Annotated in this window: 13 protein-coding genes; 6 read left to right on the forward strand and 7 right to left on the reverse strand. The window is 64.2% G+C overall.

What is annotated here, in order from left to right:
* The first annotated feature begins 291 nt into the window (after positions 1-291).
* A complete protein-coding gene (locus AC1DEK_RS28715) occupies positions 292-1,083 on the forward strand; it encodes a GntR family transcriptional regulator (protein ID WP_478128724.1) in 792 nt (263 codons plus the stop codon).
* On the opposite strand, the gene AC1DEK_RS28720 is transcribed toward AC1DEK_RS28715, so the two are convergent.
* The 4 genes from AC1DEK_RS28720 to AC1DEK_RS28735 are packed head-to-tail and all read right to left on the reverse strand — an operon-like array spanning position 1,080 to position 6,026.
* Complete coding sequence (locus tag AC1DEK_RS28720; protein WP_478128725.1) at positions 1,080-2,756, reverse strand: FAD-dependent oxidoreductase; 1,677 nt, start codon at positions 2,754-2,756, stop codon at positions 1,080-1,082. The genes AC1DEK_RS28715 and AC1DEK_RS28720 overlap by 4 nt on opposite strands.
* Positions 2,756-4,153 (reverse strand): FAD-dependent oxidoreductase, encoded by a 1,398-nt coding sequence (locus AC1DEK_RS28725; RefSeq protein WP_478128726.1) that lies wholly within the window; start codon positions 4,151-4,153, stop codon positions 2,756-2,758. Before AC1DEK_RS28725 ends, AC1DEK_RS28720 begins: the two co-directional genes overlap by 1 nt.
* Before the next feature lie 7 nt (positions 4,154-4,160).
* Positions 4,161-5,168 (reverse strand): tripartite tricarboxylate transporter substrate binding protein, encoded by a 1,008-nt coding sequence (locus AC1DEK_RS28730; protein ID WP_478128727.1) that lies wholly within the window; start codon positions 5,166-5,168, stop codon positions 4,161-4,163.
* 39 nt (positions 5,169-5,207) lie between these two features.
* Positions 5,208-6,026: a shikimate dehydrogenase family protein gene (locus AC1DEK_RS28735; RefSeq protein WP_478128728.1), complete on the reverse strand. Its 819-nt coding sequence runs from the start codon at positions 6,024-6,026 to the stop codon at positions 5,208-5,210.
* A gap of 338 nt (positions 6,027-6,364) precedes the next feature.
* On the opposite strand from AC1DEK_RS28735, the gene AC1DEK_RS28740 reads away from it, so the two are divergent.
* The 4 genes from AC1DEK_RS28740 (at position 6,365) to AC1DEK_RS28755 (ending at position 10,873) form a co-directional block, all read left to right on the forward strand.
* Positions 6,365-7,435 (forward strand): glycosyltransferase, encoded by a 1,071-nt coding sequence (locus tag AC1DEK_RS28740; RefSeq protein ID WP_478128729.1) that lies wholly within the window; start codon positions 6,365-6,367, stop codon positions 7,433-7,435.
* A gap of 165 nt (positions 7,436-7,600) precedes the next feature.
* A complete protein-coding gene (locus AC1DEK_RS28745) occupies positions 7,601-8,803 on the forward strand; it encodes an ammonium transporter (RefSeq protein ID WP_478128730.1) in 1,203 nt (400 codons plus the stop codon).
* 70 nt (positions 8,804-8,873) lie between these two features.
* A complete protein-coding gene (locus tag AC1DEK_RS28750; RefSeq protein WP_478128731.1) occupies positions 8,874-9,341 on the forward strand; it encodes a MarR family winged helix-turn-helix transcriptional regulator in 468 nt (155 codons plus the stop codon).
* On the forward strand, positions 9,338-10,873 hold the full coding sequence (locus AC1DEK_RS28755) for a DHA2 family efflux MFS transporter permease subunit (RefSeq protein ID WP_478128732.1): 1,536 nt from the start codon (positions 9,338-9,340) through the stop codon (positions 10,871-10,873). The genes AC1DEK_RS28750 and AC1DEK_RS28755 overlap by 4 nt, the downstream gene beginning before the upstream one ends.
* Before the next feature lie 2 nt (positions 10,874-10,875).
* On the opposite strand, the gene AC1DEK_RS28760 is transcribed toward AC1DEK_RS28755, so the two are convergent.
* The 3 genes from AC1DEK_RS28760 to AC1DEK_RS28770 are packed head-to-tail and all read right to left on the reverse strand — an operon-like array spanning position 10,876 to position 14,605.
* Positions 10,876-12,018 carry a phospholipase A gene (locus tag AC1DEK_RS28760; RefSeq protein ID WP_478128733.1) on the reverse strand — a complete coding sequence of 381 codons (1,143 nt, stop codon included), beginning with the start codon at positions 12,016-12,018 and terminating at the stop codon, positions 10,876-10,878.
* Positions 12,015-12,509, reverse strand: coding sequence for a hypothetical protein (locus AC1DEK_RS28765; protein WP_478128734.1), 495 nt, complete (start codon positions 12,507-12,509; stop codon positions 12,015-12,017). Before AC1DEK_RS28765 ends, AC1DEK_RS28760 begins: the two co-directional genes overlap by 4 nt.
* Positions 12,506-14,605 carry an ATP-dependent helicase gene (locus tag AC1DEK_RS28770; RefSeq protein ID WP_478128735.1) on the reverse strand — a complete coding sequence of 700 codons (2,100 nt, stop codon included), beginning with the start codon at positions 14,603-14,605 and terminating at the stop codon, positions 12,506-12,508. Before AC1DEK_RS28770 ends, AC1DEK_RS28765 begins: the two co-directional genes overlap by 4 nt.
* Before the next feature lie 124 nt (positions 14,606-14,729).
* On the opposite strand from AC1DEK_RS28770, the gene AC1DEK_RS28775 reads away from it, so the two are divergent.
* The gene (locus tag AC1DEK_RS28775; protein WP_478128736.1) at positions 14,730-15,740 is read left to right on the forward strand and encodes an AEC family transporter; all 1,011 of its coding nucleotides are present in this window, start codon (positions 14,730-14,732) and stop codon (positions 15,738-15,740) included.
* Positions 15,741-15,752 lie beyond the last annotated feature (12 nt).

Genomic DNA, 15,752 nt, shown 5'->3' on the forward strand with positions numbered 1-15,752 from the left:
ACAGGTTAGCAAGAGGCACACAGAAAACGGCCTCCCAAAAGAGGCCGCTTTTTTTTGGCAATTTTTTTTTCAATTGCCAACAAAGCACCTGCCAAAGGCAGCACAGGCTATCGAACAGGACTGTATGGCTAACGCTAAGTCCATCGCGCCTCGGTGAGGCAGGAGAAACTGCTACCCGCCGGTTGCGTCGCGGCGCGGGACTTCCTCGCGTCTGCCGTAGCGGACGGGGCCGTCAGCCGGAGCGCGAAGTCCTGATCCGGCATCCATGACTGCCGGCCTATGATCGCCACCATGGCATCCATCGAGAAGCGTTCTACCAACACATCGGCCCAGGCAGCGGGCCAACCCTCGCTCGTGGATCCGCCCGTGCGGACGATCGTGGAAGGGGAATCGGAAGACTTGTTGTCCGATCGGTTGGCCCGACAGATCCGTATCGGCATCCTTCGAGGAGACAACCCCGCTGGCTCGCGTCTGAACCTCGATGAGATGAAAGGCAGATACGACGTGAGCTTGAGCCCCCTGCGGGAGGCGCTCTCCCGGCTCACGGCGGAAGGCTTCGTGCGCTTCGAGGCCAAGCGTGGGTTCCGCGTCAGCGAAATGTCGCGCGCCAACCTCGGGGAGATAGTCACCATCAGAAAGCTCTGCGAGCCTGTCGCGATTCGGGAATCGGTCTTGCATGGCGACGACGACTGGGAAGAGCGCGTGGCGGCGGCTGCGCACATGCTCGGCAAGCGCGTTGCGGCAAAACCTGGGCCGACTTCGGCGGCCGAATGGGAAAGCGCCCATCGCAAATTCCATCTGGCTGTGCTCTCCGGCTGCGGCATGCCCATGCTCATGCACTTTTGCAGCACGCTCATGGACTTGCAAGACCGCTATCGCCTGCAGCTCACGAAGGATGGGGCCTATTCGCGCCGTGCCGAGGGCGAGCATCTGGCCCTGCTGGACGCGTGCCTGGGTCGCAACGCCAAGCTGGCGGAGAAGCTTGCGCTCGAACACATCGACCGCACGCATCAGCAACTGATCGCCGTGATGGGCGGCGCGCCTGCGCCGGCGGCAAAGACGCGGACCCGGGCGAGGCCCTAGCGGTTCGCCATGTGGCGCGCGGCGCGCCACGCGAAGGTCATTCCGGGACCCAGCGTCGCTCCCGGACCTGGATAGGCTCCTCGCATCATGGACGCCATGTCGTTGCCGCAGGCATAGAGGCCCGGCACCGGTTGCCCTCCAGCGTCCAGGACGCGTGCGTCTTCGTCTGCTCGGAGGCCCACGCTCGTGCCCAAATCGGCGACATGAATCTCGACCGCATGCAACGAGCGCGTGTCGAGCACGCGCATGCACGGATTCGGCCCGTGGAGCGGATCGCCGTTGTGCCGGTTGAGCGCCGACTCGCCACGATGAAAGTCAAGATCCACGCCGCGCGCGGCGAGTTCGTTGTATCTGGTCAGCGTGCGCTCGAGGGCGCCGGCTTCGAGATGGAGGCGCTCTGCGAGTTGGGCTGGCGAATCGGCCTGCGTAAGGTAGCCGGCCTGCACAAACCGCCGCAGCGACTTCAGGCCTGGGCGAGCCATGCCGATGCCATAGCTGCTGACAAATGCGGCGTCAGCAATCAGGAAAAATCGCTTGCTGCCCGTGCGGCGATTCGATTCGAGCATCCCTTCGCAGAAGTGGTGGTAGGCGTCGGCTTCATTGGCGAAGCGGTTGCCGGTCGCGTCCACTGCGAGAAGCCCGGGCTTGGCCCGGTCCAGCATGATGTGCGGGAACGTCGCCACGCTGCCATCCGCGCGCTTCATCGTCGAGACGGGCATCCAGAACGCGGGCGGTACATGATCGTCCTCCACCGCGCCGCCGAGTGAAAGTCCCAGGTCGATGCCCCCGCCGGCGTCGCCTGCGTGTGCGACGCTGTGGTCGCGGGCAAGGGCGGGCAACCAGCGCTGCCGCATCGCTACGTTGCCCGAGAAGCCTCCGGTCGCCAGCACCACGGCTTTTCCGATCCGAACCCGCTGTTCACCCTGCGGGCCGGCCATTACGCAGTCGAATCCCGATGCTGTCCGCGCCATGCGCGCGACCCGAGTGTCGAATGCGATCTTGACGTTGGAGTGCAGCAGGCTGCTGAAGAGTTGGGCGACAAGCGCATTGCCCATGACCAGCCGGGTGCCGCGAGGCCGCGTGAGCCGGTCCCTCGCATGGCGCGCGACCAGTTGCGCGGCGCCGAGAAAAGCGCGCGGCTCTCGCATGGCGTTCAGAAGGATCGGGATGTCGGCCTTGGCGACCATCATTCCACCCAGCACCATGAACTCCGGCAGGGGCGGGCGCACACGTGCAAAGTCGCGACCGAGACGCCGCCCGTCGAACGTGGACGGCGCGAACGCCCGACCGCCGAGCGTGGCGCCGGGCAAAGCCTGAAGATAGTCTGGATGCCGTGCCACGGGATCAAGGCGCACCGCTGTCTCTTCGCGCAGGAACCGCAGAAGCTCGGGCGCCGACTCGAGCAACGCTTCGATCTTCGCGCTGTCGGCCCCCGGCCCGATGCTGGCCTCCAGGTAGGCACGCGCCGTTCCGCGGCAATTGTCATCGGCGTCTTGGGGCGAGGCGCAGGGAATCCACAGCGTGCCCGCCGAGGTCGCGCTCGTGCCGCCCACCTGGTTGGTCGATTCGACCAGCAGCACGCTGAGGCCGCGGGACGAGGCAGACAGCGCGGCCGTCATGCCGGCTGCGCCTGCGCCGACAACCAGGACGTCGAAGTCTGGCGCCTGAGCCATCAGGCTTCGCTCTGGAGGATGGCGCCTTGCTCGCGCAGGCGGCGTTGCAACTCGGGAATGGAGACCTCGCGGACGTCGCCGCCCCAGTGCCCATCGGCCGAACACATCGCGGCAGCAGCCCCTGCCGCCTGGCCCATCGCCATGCAGGTCCCCATCACACGCGCCGAGCTTTGCGCCTCGCGCGTGGCGGACAGGCAGCGGCCGACCACGAAGAGGTTGCGCACACCCTTCGCAATGGCGACGGACAGGGGCAGGTCGTAGGAGCCGCCGTCCTTGATGGTCTGGCGGCGATGAGACGACACCGCGAACAGGTCGATCTCATGGCCGCCCTTGGCCACCACGTCATCGCGCTTGCGTGCGCCCAGCACGTCTTCCTCGTCGAGGATGTAGTCCCCCACAATGCGACGCGTCTCGCGCACACCGATCTTGCCAGCGACGCCCGAGAAGTGCGCGTCCTCGAAGCCGGGCACGCGCTCCTTGAGGAAGCGCATCGATTGCTGGATCTGGCCGAAGAAGGTGGGCACTGCTGCACTCAGGTGGCGCGTGTCGGTGGCGTCCACATTGCCGATCTGCGTGCAGTTGATGCTGACTTCCCGGCGCGCCGTGGAGACCGGCACGACGGCGACGATCGATGTGGGAAACATCTCTCCGGCTTCCACTGCGCGCTTGAGAATGCCGCGCTCCCCGAGAAGGACCACTTTCGGCTGGCCCTGCTTCCAGAGTCCTTCGGCGCATTGTTCGCGCGACATCCCCATGCCGGGAAACTCCGCGAGTCCGTATTCTTCGGGATGGGTCCGGACATTCTCCAGCAGGCGAGGCGTGTCCACGCCGGTCATGCGAAAGATCAGGGAGGGCGGCTGAAAGAAGCGGCCATCCTTGCCGAGTTCGGTCTTGCCGCCGGCGGCGTCCACCAGATCCGCGTCGCCACTGGCGTCGATGATGACCTTGGCACGCACCAGGTGGCGACCGGATTTGTTCTGGACGAAGACACCACGCACATCCCCGCCGGCCGATAGAACGCCTGTCGCCAGCGTGTAGAGCATGACTTCGACACCAGCCTTGCCCAAGAGGCCGACCACCGCGAACTTCATCAGTTCCGGGTCGAAGCACACCAGATGCAGCGAGCGGTAGTCGAACACCGGGCCGATGTAGCCGCCAAGCTCCTCGACTTCGCGCAGCAGATCGCGCGCAATGCCGCCCACGATCCACTCACCGCGCGTGGAAATCATCCCCAGCATGGAAATGCCGCTGACGAGTTCTCCACCGACCATGGGCGATGCCTCGACGAGCAGTGTCTTCGCGCCATTGCGTGCGGCGCTGATCGCCGCCGCGATGCCCGCGCTGCCGCCGCCGATGACCAGAACGTCGCATTCGATTTCACGGGTGATATCAAGCATGGGCATCTCAGACGGTAATCTTCTTGGCGATGACGATGTCGCCCCATCGCTTGACCTCGGAGCGCAGCAGCGTCATGAATGCATCTCGCGAGCCCGCAATGGGTGTTGAGCCCAGGCCGGTCATGCGCGCGACGACGGCCGGATCGCCGAGCGCCTTGTTGAGCGCGGCGTTGAGCTTGTCCAGTATCGCTACGGGCGTGCCCGCCGGGGCGAGCAGCCCATACCATCCCTGGGCGTCGAGGCCGGGCATCGCCGTCTCTGCCAAGGTGGGCACGTCGGGCAATTGCGGCGAGCGCTGCCGGCTGCTGACCGCGAGGGCGCGCAGCTTCCCGCTCTGGACTTGCGGGAGCGCCGTCTGCACCAGGTCCATGACGAACTCGATCTGACCCCCCATCAGGTCGATGATGGCGGGACCCGTGCCGCGATAGGGCACATGGGTGAAGTTTGCGCCGGTGTTCGATGCGACGAGCTCCGGCAACAGATGCGTCAACGTGCCTGCGCCGCCCGATCCGTACGGGATGGGTTTGGACTTGGCTGCGGCGATGACGTCGGCGAACGTCTTATAGGGGGAATCCGAGCGCACGACCGCGACAAGCGGCGTCGCCGCGACGCCGCCGACTGCGGCGAAATCCGCGATCGCGTCAAAGGGCAAGGGCTTCATCATCGTGGCGTTGATGGCGTGCCCGTTGGAGGCCATGAGCAATGTGTACCCGTCTTTGGGCGCCCTCGCGACCAACGCTGCGGCGATGGTGCCGCCGGCACCTGCCCGGTTGTCGATGATGACGCTCTGCTTGAGCTGCGCCGCAAGCAGCGGGGCCGAGATCCGGGCGAGCGAATCGGCGATGCCGCCGGCCGCGAATCCCACGACGATCGTGACGGGTCGCGAAGGATAGGCCTGTTCGGCGCCGGCGAGCGGGGCGAGGCCGGCAAGGCCCGCGGCAGCCAGGAACGCCCGCCTTCGCGGAAACCATTCGCGCTCGGACGTGTTGGAAAGTTCAGGGGCGATGGTTGTCATGCGATGTCTCCAATATGCTTGAGATGGGGCGGTTCCGCATCAGCGAAAGAAATCGAGCAGCTTCTGAAGCTGGCCCTCCAGCACCTGCTTGCCCGGATGGATTTCGCAGCCCAAGCTGCGCGCGGCAAGCAGGAGCGGCGTGAGTTCCGGGGTCATGACGACCTCGGCGACAACATGCGAGCTACGCAGCAACCCGGGGTCGATAGGAAGACGCGGGTCGCCGGCCATTCCGACAGGGCTGGCGTTGACGACCAGCTGAAACCCAGAGGTCGATGTAGCCCTTCCGGCATCGAAGCGCGTGCCCGCTGGGCCGAGTTCGCAGAGACGCGATGCAAGCCGTTGCGCGCGCGAGACATCGATGTCGGAGACGGACACGCGTGCGGCGCCCGCTTCCGAGAGCGCGAGCGCAATGGCAGAGCCGACGCCACCTGCGCCCAGTACCAGTGCCGAGCAACCGGCAATCTCGAAGCCCCGCGCACCGAGACCGGACACGAAGCCGTAGCCATCGAAGAGATCGCCACAGGCCTTGCCGTTGCGAAAGCGAATGGCGTTCACGGCGCCGGCGACGCGCGCGGCCACCGAAAGCTCGTCCATCCAGGACGCCAGCGCAATCTTGTGCGGAACCGTGACGATCCATCCGCGCAGATTGCCGAGCTGTTGGGCGCCTTCGAAGACTTTCCGGAGGTCATCGGGCCTGACTCGAGCTGGCAAAACGAGGACGTTGTCGCCCGCTGCCATGTAGTGCGGATTCATAAGTTGAGGCGCCTTCACCTGATCGATGGGGTGCCCGACGATCCATACGAACTGGGTCTGTGCGTCGACAGGGCAGACCTCATGGTGATTCTGTTGATTCGCCATAATTAATCGATGCTATCACTATCATCGATGATTCGCAAAGCATCGGTGGATTCATTGATGCGGAGCCTCGTGCATGGCGCGTATCAGGGTGCCTGGCGCTGGGAGCGCGTCACGCCCGAACTTCGCAAGGCCGGATACCCCAGCCTTTGGCATTGAAAGACCTGAGGGAATCGCCTGGGTCCAGGCCGCGCCCGGTGTTCCAGGCCGTTTCTACATGTATCGAATCATGGCTCGCCGATGAATTGGCTGACACGGCACCGCCTTGGTGTCCGACGTTTGCCTTACGTCCCGCACCCTAGGTTAGCGGGCGATGAACCGCATGCGGGTCACCTACATCTATGGAAATTCTCGTTGTCGTCGGTACCCTGTCAGGCTTGGGGGGCATCGAAGTGTGTGTCCGGTCCCTGGCGGAGGAAGCGCAGGCGCACGGCGACCGCGTTCGCGTGCTCGCGTTGTGTCCCAGTGTTCGAGATCCCAAATGGCATGAAGGGATCGCCTATACGGAAGTCGAAAACGGTTCGACCTCGTTGAAGACCCAGATGCTGCGGGGCCTGCCGGCCTTTGTTCGTACCTGCAAGACGCAGCTGCCGGACGCTGTCGTCGTCATCTACAGCTCCACGCTTCTGCTCGTCAAATTGGGGCTGTGGCTTGCGCGCCTCAAACGTCCGGTTTTGGCGTGGCTGCATTTTTCAACGGTCCATCGGCAGCGAACCGACCTTCTCAGGTTTGCAGACGGGCACCTCTGCATCAGTCCGCAAATCGCCGATGCAACCAAGCTTGTGCCAGGTGTTCGACCCGAAGCTGTGCACCTCGTCTACAACGGCACGCGTATGGAATCGGTTGTGCCGATTCCCCGGTCAGAGCAGGGTCCGTTGCGCCTGCTGCACGTCGGGCGGCTCATGCGCGGCGACCAAAAGTGCACTGACGACCTCTTGCGCGCGCTCGCTCGGGTGCAAGCGGACTGGCGACTGGACCTGATCGGCTCGGGCAGTCCGGAAACGGAGTTGGCGGAGCTTCAATCCCTGGCTGAGGAGTTGGGCATCGCGGATCGACTGAATTGGCTCGGCCGCCAAGAGGAGCCCTGGCATTCCATCCAAGAGGCGGATGCCCTCGTCCTCTGCTCGTCCTATGAAGGCTTTCCGTTGGTCTTGATCGAGGCGATGGCGCGCGGCATTCCGTGCATCAGCAGCGATTGCCCGTCCGGGCCGAGCGACATCATCCGTCCCGGCGAGAACGGATGGCTGTTTGCCGTGGGCGATGTGGAGGCATTGAGCGATCTCATACAGCGGGTCGCCAGCGACCGCTCCTTGCTCCCTACTGCCGATGCGGTTCGCGACTCAGTGCAGAACTTCAGCAGCCCGAGGGTGTTCCAGCGGATCAGGGACGCGATCGAACGTACAGCGGTCTGAACGTTCGCCCCGATAGATCGGGCCGATTCGGTGCGACGTGCAGTGATTTGGACCATTCGGCACCATCTTTGCGCGCTGTAGGCACCACTTTTGCTTGCGGAAGCGGCGCATTTGCCAATAGAGGCAAAGCGCACCACTTCAACGCCAAAACTCCCGCAAGCTTTCATGGACGCACTAACACAGGGCGCGAACGCGCTGTTCCTCCTCTTGGGCGCAGTCATGGTCCTCGCCATGCATGCCGGATTCGCATTTCTTGAACTCGGCACAGTCCGCAAGAAGAATCAGGTCAACGCGCTCGTGAAGATCCTCGTGGACTTCTCCGTCTCCACGGTTGTCTATTTCCTGGTCGGATATGGGGTGGCATACGGCACGCATTTCTTTGTGGGCGCCGAGGAACTCGCCGCGAAGAGCGGCTTCGAGTTGGTGCGATTCTTCTTCCTCCTGACCTTCGCTGCTGCGATCCCCGCGATCATTTCGGGAGGCATTGCGGAGCGTGCCAAGTTCTGGCCGCAGTTGATCGCCACGGCGGTGATCGTCGGATTTGTCTACCCTCTGTACGAGGGCATTGCCTGGAACAAGGCGTTCGGCATCCAGGCCTGGATCGCTTCGGTGACCGGGAGCGAGTTCCACGATTTCGCCGGATCCGTGGTCGTCCATGCGGTCGGGGGGTGGCTGGCGCTGCCCGCGGTACTCCTGCTTGGGGCACGCCGCAACCGGTATCGCGGCGACGGCTCGCTGAGCGCTCATCCGCCGTCGAGCATTCCTTTCCTGGCCTTGGGCGCGTGGGTCCTTTGCATCGGCTGGTTCGGCTTCAACGTGATGAGCGCGCAGACGCTCGACAGGATTTCAGGACTCGTGGCGGTGAATTCGTTGATGGCCATGGTCGGAGGCACGCTGGTGGCGCTGGCACTGGGCAAGAACGACCCAGGGTTCGTCTACAACGGCCCTTTGGCCGGCCTGGTGGCCGTTTGTGCGGGCTCCGACCTCATGCACCCTTTGGGGGCATTGGTCGTCGGCGGCGTGGCGGGCGCAATCTTCGTGGTGATGTTCACGCTCACGCAAAACAAGTGGCGTATCGACGATGTCCTTGGCGTCTGGCCCCTTCATGGCCTTTGCGGAACCTGGGGCGGTCTCGCGGCAGGCATCTTCGGCAGCAAGGCGCTCGGCGGTATCGGCGGTGTGAGCCTGATGGCCCAGTTGATCGGCGTCGCGATCGGTGTGGCTTGGGCTGCGCTGGCAGGCGCGGCGGTGTACGGCACGCTCAAGGCGACCTTGGGCTTGCGGTTGTCGCAGGAAGAGGAATACGACGGCGCGGATCTGTCGATCCATCACATCACGGCGACTCCCGAACGCGAACCGACCTGGTAGGCGCGGTCGCACGCCCGGCCCTGTCGGTCGCAGGCCAGAATTCATAAGCATATTTATAATCACGGCGCTTATGAAAAGAGACTTCTCCCAGCGCTTCGGCTTCCTGGTCAACGATGTCGCCAAGCGCTATGGTGAACAATTCGACCGGCTGTCGCGTGAGCGCATCGGCCTCTCTCGTGCGCAATGCCGTCTGCTTGGGGTGCTGGCCATGCATGACGATGAGCGACCGCTTTCGCAGGTCGAACTGGCGCAGCGCCTGGATCTGAGCGCCATGGCCGTCGGCGGGCTGTGCGACAGGCTGGAAGCGGCGGGGTGGGTCTATCGGCAGGCAAGCGCCAATGACCGACGCATGAATGAAGTTCGCCTGGCCCCCAGCGCGGAGAAGGCGCTCGACGCAGCGCTGACCATCGGCGACGGCTTGCATGCGCGGGCGCTCGCGCACATGACGCCGGCAGAGCGTGCTCAGCTTCTCATCCTGCTCGGGAAGGCGCGCGATGGGCTGATCGCGCTCGACGCGGCCGCAGGGACCGGCAAATGACCGCACCGAGTCTTCAGAATGCTGTCGCGCACCGGGGGCTGATCACGGTCTCGATCATGCTTGCCACCATCATGCAGGCGCTCGACACGACCATTGCCAATGTCGCGCTGCCTCATATGCAGGGGAGCCTGCAAGCGTCGCAGGATCAGATCACCTGGGTGCTCACGTCATACATCGTGGCAGCGGCCATTGCTTTGCCGCTCACGGGTTGGCTCTGCGGCCACTGGGGCCGGCGCAAGGTTTTCATCGTCTCGATCGTGGGCTTCACGATCGCCTCCGCCATGTGCGGAATTGCGACCTCGCTGGTCGAGATCGTTGCCGCGCGACTGCTGCAAGGCGTGTTCGGCGCGGCGCTGGTGCCGCTGTCGCAAGCCGTCTTGCTGGACATCAACCCTCGCGAGAAGGTCGGCCAGGCGATGGCGATCTGGGGCGCCGGCATCATGGTCGGGCCGATTCTCGGCCCGCTCCTGGGCGGTTGGCTGACCGAGAACATCGATTGGCGCTGGGTTTTCTTCATCAACTTGCCGGTCGGCATCTTCGCGCTGTGGGGCATCGTGCGCTATCTGCCGGAAAGCCGTCCACAGGGCGAGCGCCTCGACCTGTTCGGCTTCATCACGCTGAGCATCGCGATCGGCATGCTGCAGCTCTTTCTTGACCGCGGAGAGCAGATGGACTGGTTCGATTCCTGGGAGATCCGGCTCGAAGCCGTGACTGCGCTGGTTGCTTTTGCGTTCTTCGTGGTCCACACGTGGACCGTCCAGGGAGTTTCCTTCTTCGATCGCGACCTGCTCAAGGACCGCAACTTCGTGACGGGCCTGCTGTTCGCCTTCATCGTGGGGATGATCCTGTACGGCACGATGGCGCTGCTGCCGAGCTTTCTGCAGGGGCTGATGGACTACCCGGTGATCTACACCGGCCAAGTCACCGCGCCGCGGGGCATCGGAACCATGATCGCGATGATTGCCGTGGGTCGGCTGGTGCAGCGCGTCGACGTGCGGGCGATCATGGCGGTGGGCTTCAGCCTGACAGCGTTCTCGCTCTGGCAGATGACCAGCATGACCCTTCAGATGGACAGCACGCTGATCATTACTTCAGGGTTCATCCAGGGCCTGGGAATCGGATTCACGTTCGTGCCGCTGTCCACGGCGACCTTCGCGACGTTGGCGCCGCGGTTGCGCAACCAGGGCACGCCCATCTTCAGCCTGCTGCGCAACATCGGCAGCAGCGTCGGTATCTCGATCGTCCAGGCGCTACTGACGGAAGGCTCCAGCAAGGCTCACGCGACCTTGGCGGCGACGGTCGGGCCCGGCAATCACGCTTTGGCAAACCTGCCGCAGATGTTGAATCCTGCCACTTCCACCGGATTGGCCATGCTGAACAGCGAGGTCACGCGGCAAGGTGTGCTGATCGGCTACCTGGACGACTTCGGGATCATGATGGTCGTCACCCTGGCGGCGATTCCACTGCTGCTGCTTATTCGCAGTCCGCGTCGCGCGGCCGCAAGCGCTGCGGCAGTCGAAGTGCCGCACTAGCCTCAGAAATCGACCAGCGCCAATCCGACGCTGAACACCGTGCGCTTGCGGTTGTAGTCGACCAGCGTGTCGCCATAGCCATAGAAGAGCTGCGTCTGAAAGCGCAGGTTGCTCTTCACCGGATCGCCGATCGCCTTCAACCATTCGAGCTTGATGCCGCCCTTGCCGCCATGAACCGACACCCCGAGTTGGTTGAGGCGGTCGACCTGCCAGCCGACCCTGAGGTCGGCGTTGCCAAGGTACTTGGTGATGTCGGGGTTGTCGTCGTCGGCTGCGTTTTCCTTGATTCGCTTCCACACGCGTCCCGTGATCACGAATTGGTCTCCCAACTCCGCACCCGCCATCAGGTAGACGCGGTTCCAGCTTCTTGAGTACGGCAGGTCCTGGCCGTTCGATTGGTGCACCAGTCCCAGGCCTGTATAGCGCAGGCGCCAGCCGCCGGGGAGTTGGTAATCGGACGGGTAGGTGTACATCACCTCCGGTTCATGATCGGTGGTGCGGAAGGGGCGCGAAAGCTCTTCGTTGAACACCTGCCAGGTCGATGCCTGCGAATAAGCAAACCAGAGAGCGTCCTTCTTGACCGGATCATCCCCCGTGAGCAAGCCTTGCGCGAGCTTGGTGCGCAAGGACAGGCCGATGCGCATGTCCTGTGCTTGGTAAGGCCTGTCGACGCCCGTGTGGTTCGGTGCCGGCGAAGTCGCGGTTTCCGGAGCCTGGGCCGCCGCGCCGATGCCCACGCTGAGAGGTCTGTAGCCGCGGAAGCCGAAGGTGCCGCAATTGCTGCCTGCCTCCAGTTCCCAGAATCGCGACAGGGGAGAGTACTGGCGATCGCGGCAGCCATCCTCGCTGGTGAGGGTGATCACGCGCGTGGCGGGCACGGTGGCATCCACGGGCGGCAGCGTTTCCGCGAGCACCGGAGGTGCGGGTGGCACTGCAGCGGCCGGCAACGTCTGCTGCTGCGCCCATCGATCGAAACAGGCGAGTCGAGCTTCGCTGTTGGCCGGCCCCGAGAGCCCTTGGCAGGCCTGCCATGTCAGTTCGGATTGAGCCAACGGGCTCGGTGGCTTGTCCACGGCCTCTGCCATGGCGCCCGTCGCACCGAACCCGCAGAAGAGTGCACCGATATAGAGAAAACGTGAATTCATCGTTCAGTCCCGGCGTTGCCGATCTTGGTCAACGTGAAAGGGTGATTGCTGTCGTCGGCGGCGTTGCGCCAGATGCCCCGCCATTGGCTGCCGCAAGAGCCGGGTCCCAGTTCACCGAGCCAGACTCCGCTGATGGCCTTGCCGTCCTGCGACTCGTCGAGGCTTAGCATGCCTTGGTCGTCGATGTCGCCCGCGAGTTGGGCCACGGTGGCGGCAGTTCCTTCGCCGCGCGTGATGGTGCCCCGCACACCTGCATAGTCGGGATGCTTGGCAAGCTGCACCTTGGCAATGCCAGCGATGCCTTCGAAGCGCGCTTCCCATTCACCAAAGAGCGCGTCGAGCGGCATCTCCGATCCGCTGGCGGGGCAGTTCGCGATCTGTTCAGCCGAACGCGCCGGCGCCGGCCCTGCCGACCTGGCGGGGTCCTGAACAGCAACGCACCCCGAAAAGAGGCAGCAAACTGCCATCCAGACCCAGATCGTTCGCTTCATGGCGCGGATGCGGCAGCCGCGGCGGCTGCTGCGTTGTCCTGAACTTTCCTCGCGAATTCCGCGCGCAATGCCTTGAGCTTTTCCCGCGGGTCTTCCTTGGCCGTCGTCTTGTCGAGCGCCATCTCGGCAATGAAGCGGCTCGGCTGCGCGGCGACCATCTCGCGGCCCTGCTTGCGTCGCTTGGTCCAGCTCACTGCGAGACTGCGCTGTGCGCGCGTGATGCCCACATACATGAGGCGCCGTTCTTCCTGCAGGCGCTCCAGCGTGCTTTCGCTGATCTTTTCCTGACGGCCGCCATCGTCGTCGAGCTTGAAGGGCAGCAACCCTTCCGTGACGCCGATCAGCATCACATGGGGCCATTCCAATCCCTTGGATGCGTGCAGCGTCGAGAGGGTGACCACGTTCTGGTCCTTCTCGCGTTCGCTGATCGTCGACAGCAGCGAGATCGTCTGCGCGACTTCGAGCAGGCTCTTGCGCTCGCTCTCGACGGTCGCTCCGGAAGCGTCGTCGATCTGCCCGCCGCAGCGCTGGGACATCCAGTCGCAGAACTCCAGCACGTTGGTCCAACGGCTCGCAGCGGCTTGTTCACTTTCCTCGCCGTCGTAGAGGTGCTTCTCGTAGTCGATTTCCTTGAGCCACTCGGCAAGGAATGCACGCGAGTCCTCGGCGCCCATCGTGCGACGCGCCTTGTACTCCAGGTCATTGATGTAGCGGCCGAACTCGTGAAGACCTTCCAGCGCGCGCTTGGGCATGACGCTCGGCAGCGAAGGGCTGAACAACGCCTCGAAAAGGCTCAGCTTGTACTGGCTGGCGAAGGTGCCGAGACTCGCGAGCGTCGTGTGTCCGATGCCGCGCTTGGGCGTGGTCACGGCGCGCAGGAAGGCCGGATCATCGTCGTTGTTGACCCATAGGCGAAACCAGCCGCACAGATCCTTGATTTCGGCTCGATCGAAAAAGCTTTGCCCGCCTGAGACCTTGTAAGGAATCTGCGCCTTGCGCAGCGCCTGCTCGATCACCCTGGCCTGATGGTTTGCACGATAGAGGATCGCGAAGTCGCGAAACTCCTTGTGCTGCTGCCCCTGCGTGATGGCGTCGCCGGCTCGCAGGCTCTGGATGCGTGCGACGGCGCGCTCGGCTTCGTGCGCCTCGCTGTCCGCATCGACGACACGAACCGGCTCGCCTTCGCCGAGTTCGCTGAACAGCGTCTTGGGAAAGAGTTTGGGATTCGGGCCGATGACATTGTTGGCCGCTCGCAGGATCGCGCTCGTGCTGCGGTAGTTCTGCTCGAGCTTGATCACCTTGAGCTTGGGATAGTCGATCGGCAGCTTCTTCAGGTTGTCGAGCGTGGCGCCTCGCCAGCCGTAGATCGACTGGTCATCGTCGCCCACGGCGGTGAAGCGCCCGCGCTCGCCCGCCAGCGCCTTGAGGACTTCGTACTGCGTGGCGTTGGTGTCCTGGTATTCGTCGACCAGAATGTGGCCGAGCGCAGCTTGCCACTTTGCGCGCACCTCATCGAACTGCTGCAGCAACTTGAGCGGCATGCCAATCAAGTCATCGAAATCGACGCTCTGGTAGGCGACGAGCCGCTCTTCGTAGCGCGCCATGATGCGGGCCGTGATGCGCTCGTTGTCGTCGGTTGCTTGCGCTTCGGCCTGCGCGGCGTTCAAGCCCATGTTCTTCCATTTGCTGATGGTCCACTGCCAGATGCGTGCCGTGGCCGCATCGGTGGTGCCGCCCGCATCCTTGAGGATCTTCGTCACGTCGTCGCTGTCGAGGATGCTGAAGGCCGGCTTCAGGCCCAGCACCGCGCCGTCCTCGCGCATCATGCGTACGCCGAGCGCGTGGAAGGTGCAGACCATCACGTGTTTCGCTTCGCGTCCGATCAGGCTCTTTGCACGTTCGCGCATCTCCGCGGCGGCCTTGTTGGTGAAGGTGATGGCCGCGATGCGCTTGGGCTCCAGTCCCGCCTGGATCAGCCGCGCAATCTTGTGGGTAATGACGCGCGTCTTGCCGGAACCCGCACCCGCGAGGACCAGACAAGGCCCGTGCATATAGTTGACCGCTTCTTGCTGCGCGAGATTGAGACCGGAAGACATGGAGGCGAGAGATCGGGAAGCGCAAAGCGCGCAATGATACGGGCGGCCCGTTTCGCTCGCGGCGAGCAGATGTGGTAGACCGACGCAGCTTTTTGCGTTAAGTCGTGCCAGGGACAATTGCCCGGTGCTCCAGATCTTCCTCGTCACCGTTCCCTTCTTTGCCTTGATAGCCGCCGGCTATGCCGCCACCCGCGGCGGAGCCCTGCCGCTGGCAGCCATTCCAGGCCTGAACGTCTTCGTTCTTTACTTTGCGCTGCCGTGCATGTTGTTTCGCTTCGGCGCGAGCGCACCCGTCGGGCAGCTGCTCGATGCGGGCGTCGCGCTGGTGTGGGGTCTCAGCGCACTGCTGGTCGTGGGCGCCGCCGTTGCCGTGAGCCGCAATGAGCGCATTGGATGGAACGATGCGGCTTTTGGCGCGCTGGTGGCCGCTTTTCCGAACACGGGCTTCATGGGGGTTCCGCTGCTGGTGGCGCTCCTGGGTGCGGAGGCCGCGACGCCAACGATCATCAGCATTGCGTTCGACATGATCGTGACCTCGTCGCTGTGCATCGCCCTGTCGCGCCTCGAGGCGGCCGATGAGCACGGCGGCGGCAAGGCCTTGCGGCAGGCACTGCGTGGCGTTCTGCAGAATCCGCTGCCGTGGGCGATTCTGCTCGGCGTGCTGGCGTCGGCGACGCACGCCATCCTGCCGGGCCCGTTGGACCGCACCATCGCAATGCTGGCCGACGCCGCATCGCCCGTGGCCTTGTTCACCATTGGCGCGGTGCTCGCGCGTGCTTCGCTGCTGGCGCGCGAACACCAGGCCAGCGCCGCAGTTGCGCGGGCCATGGGCAGCGCACGGGCATCGCCGCGCCCCGCGCCATTGCGCGACGTCTTGCCAATCATCGCGATCAAGCTCGTCGCGCATCCGCTCCTGGTCTACGGCATCGCGCGCGGCGCCATGGCGCTAGGCGTGCCTTTGGAGCGGCCGGCACTGGTCGCGATCGTGCTCGTGGCGGCGCTCCCAAGCGCCAGCAATGTTTCGATGCTCGCCGAGCGATTCGGCGCCGACAACGACCGCATCGCCCGGATCATTCTCTGGACGACGGTTGCAGCCTTCTTTACCTTCCCTCTTGCGGCGGGCTTGATCCACTGAGGCGGGTTCGAC

The organism is Variovorax sp. 10N420 (assembly GCF_056394705.1).

Excerpts from the sequence above, each read along its gene's own strand:
- AC1DEK_RS28715 (WP_478128724.1), top strand. The coding sequence starts at position 292 with ATGGCATCCATCGAGAAGCGTTCTACCAACACATCGGCCCAGGCAGCG.
- AC1DEK_RS28720 (WP_478128725.1), bottom strand. The coding sequence starts at position 2,756 with ATGGCTCAGGCGCCAGACTTCGACGTCCTGGTTGTCGGCGCAGGCGCA.
- AC1DEK_RS28725 (WP_478128726.1), bottom strand. The coding sequence starts at position 4,153 with ATGCTTGATATCACCCGTGAAATCGAATGCGACGTTCTGGTCATCGGC.
- AC1DEK_RS28730 (WP_478128727.1), bottom strand. The coding sequence starts at position 5,168 with ATGACAACCATCGCCCCTGAACTTTCCAACACGTCCGAGCGCGAATGG.
- AC1DEK_RS28735 (WP_478128728.1), bottom strand. The coding sequence starts at position 6,026 with ATGGCGAATCAACAGAATCACCATGAGGTCTGCCCTGTCGACGCACAG.
- AC1DEK_RS28740 (WP_478128729.1), top strand. The coding sequence starts at position 6,365 with ATGGAAATTCTCGTTGTCGTCGGTACCCTGTCAGGCTTGGGGGGCATC.
- AC1DEK_RS28745 (WP_478128730.1), top strand. The coding sequence starts at position 7,601 with ATGGACGCACTAACACAGGGCGCGAACGCGCTGTTCCTCCTCTTGGGC.
- AC1DEK_RS28750 (WP_478128731.1), top strand. The coding sequence starts at position 8,874 with ATGAAAAGAGACTTCTCCCAGCGCTTCGGCTTCCTGGTCAACGATGTC.
- AC1DEK_RS28755 (WP_478128732.1), top strand. The coding sequence starts at position 9,338 with ATGACCGCACCGAGTCTTCAGAATGCTGTCGCGCACCGGGGGCTGATC.
- AC1DEK_RS28760 (WP_478128733.1), bottom strand. The coding sequence starts at position 12,018 with ATGAATTCACGTTTTCTCTATATCGGTGCACTCTTCTGCGGGTTCGGT.
- AC1DEK_RS28765 (WP_478128734.1), bottom strand. The coding sequence starts at position 12,509 with ATGAAGCGAACGATCTGGGTCTGGATGGCAGTTTGCTGCCTCTTTTCG.
- AC1DEK_RS28770 (WP_478128735.1), bottom strand. The coding sequence starts at position 14,605 with ATGTCTTCCGGTCTCAATCTCGCGCAGCAAGAAGCGGTCAACTATATG.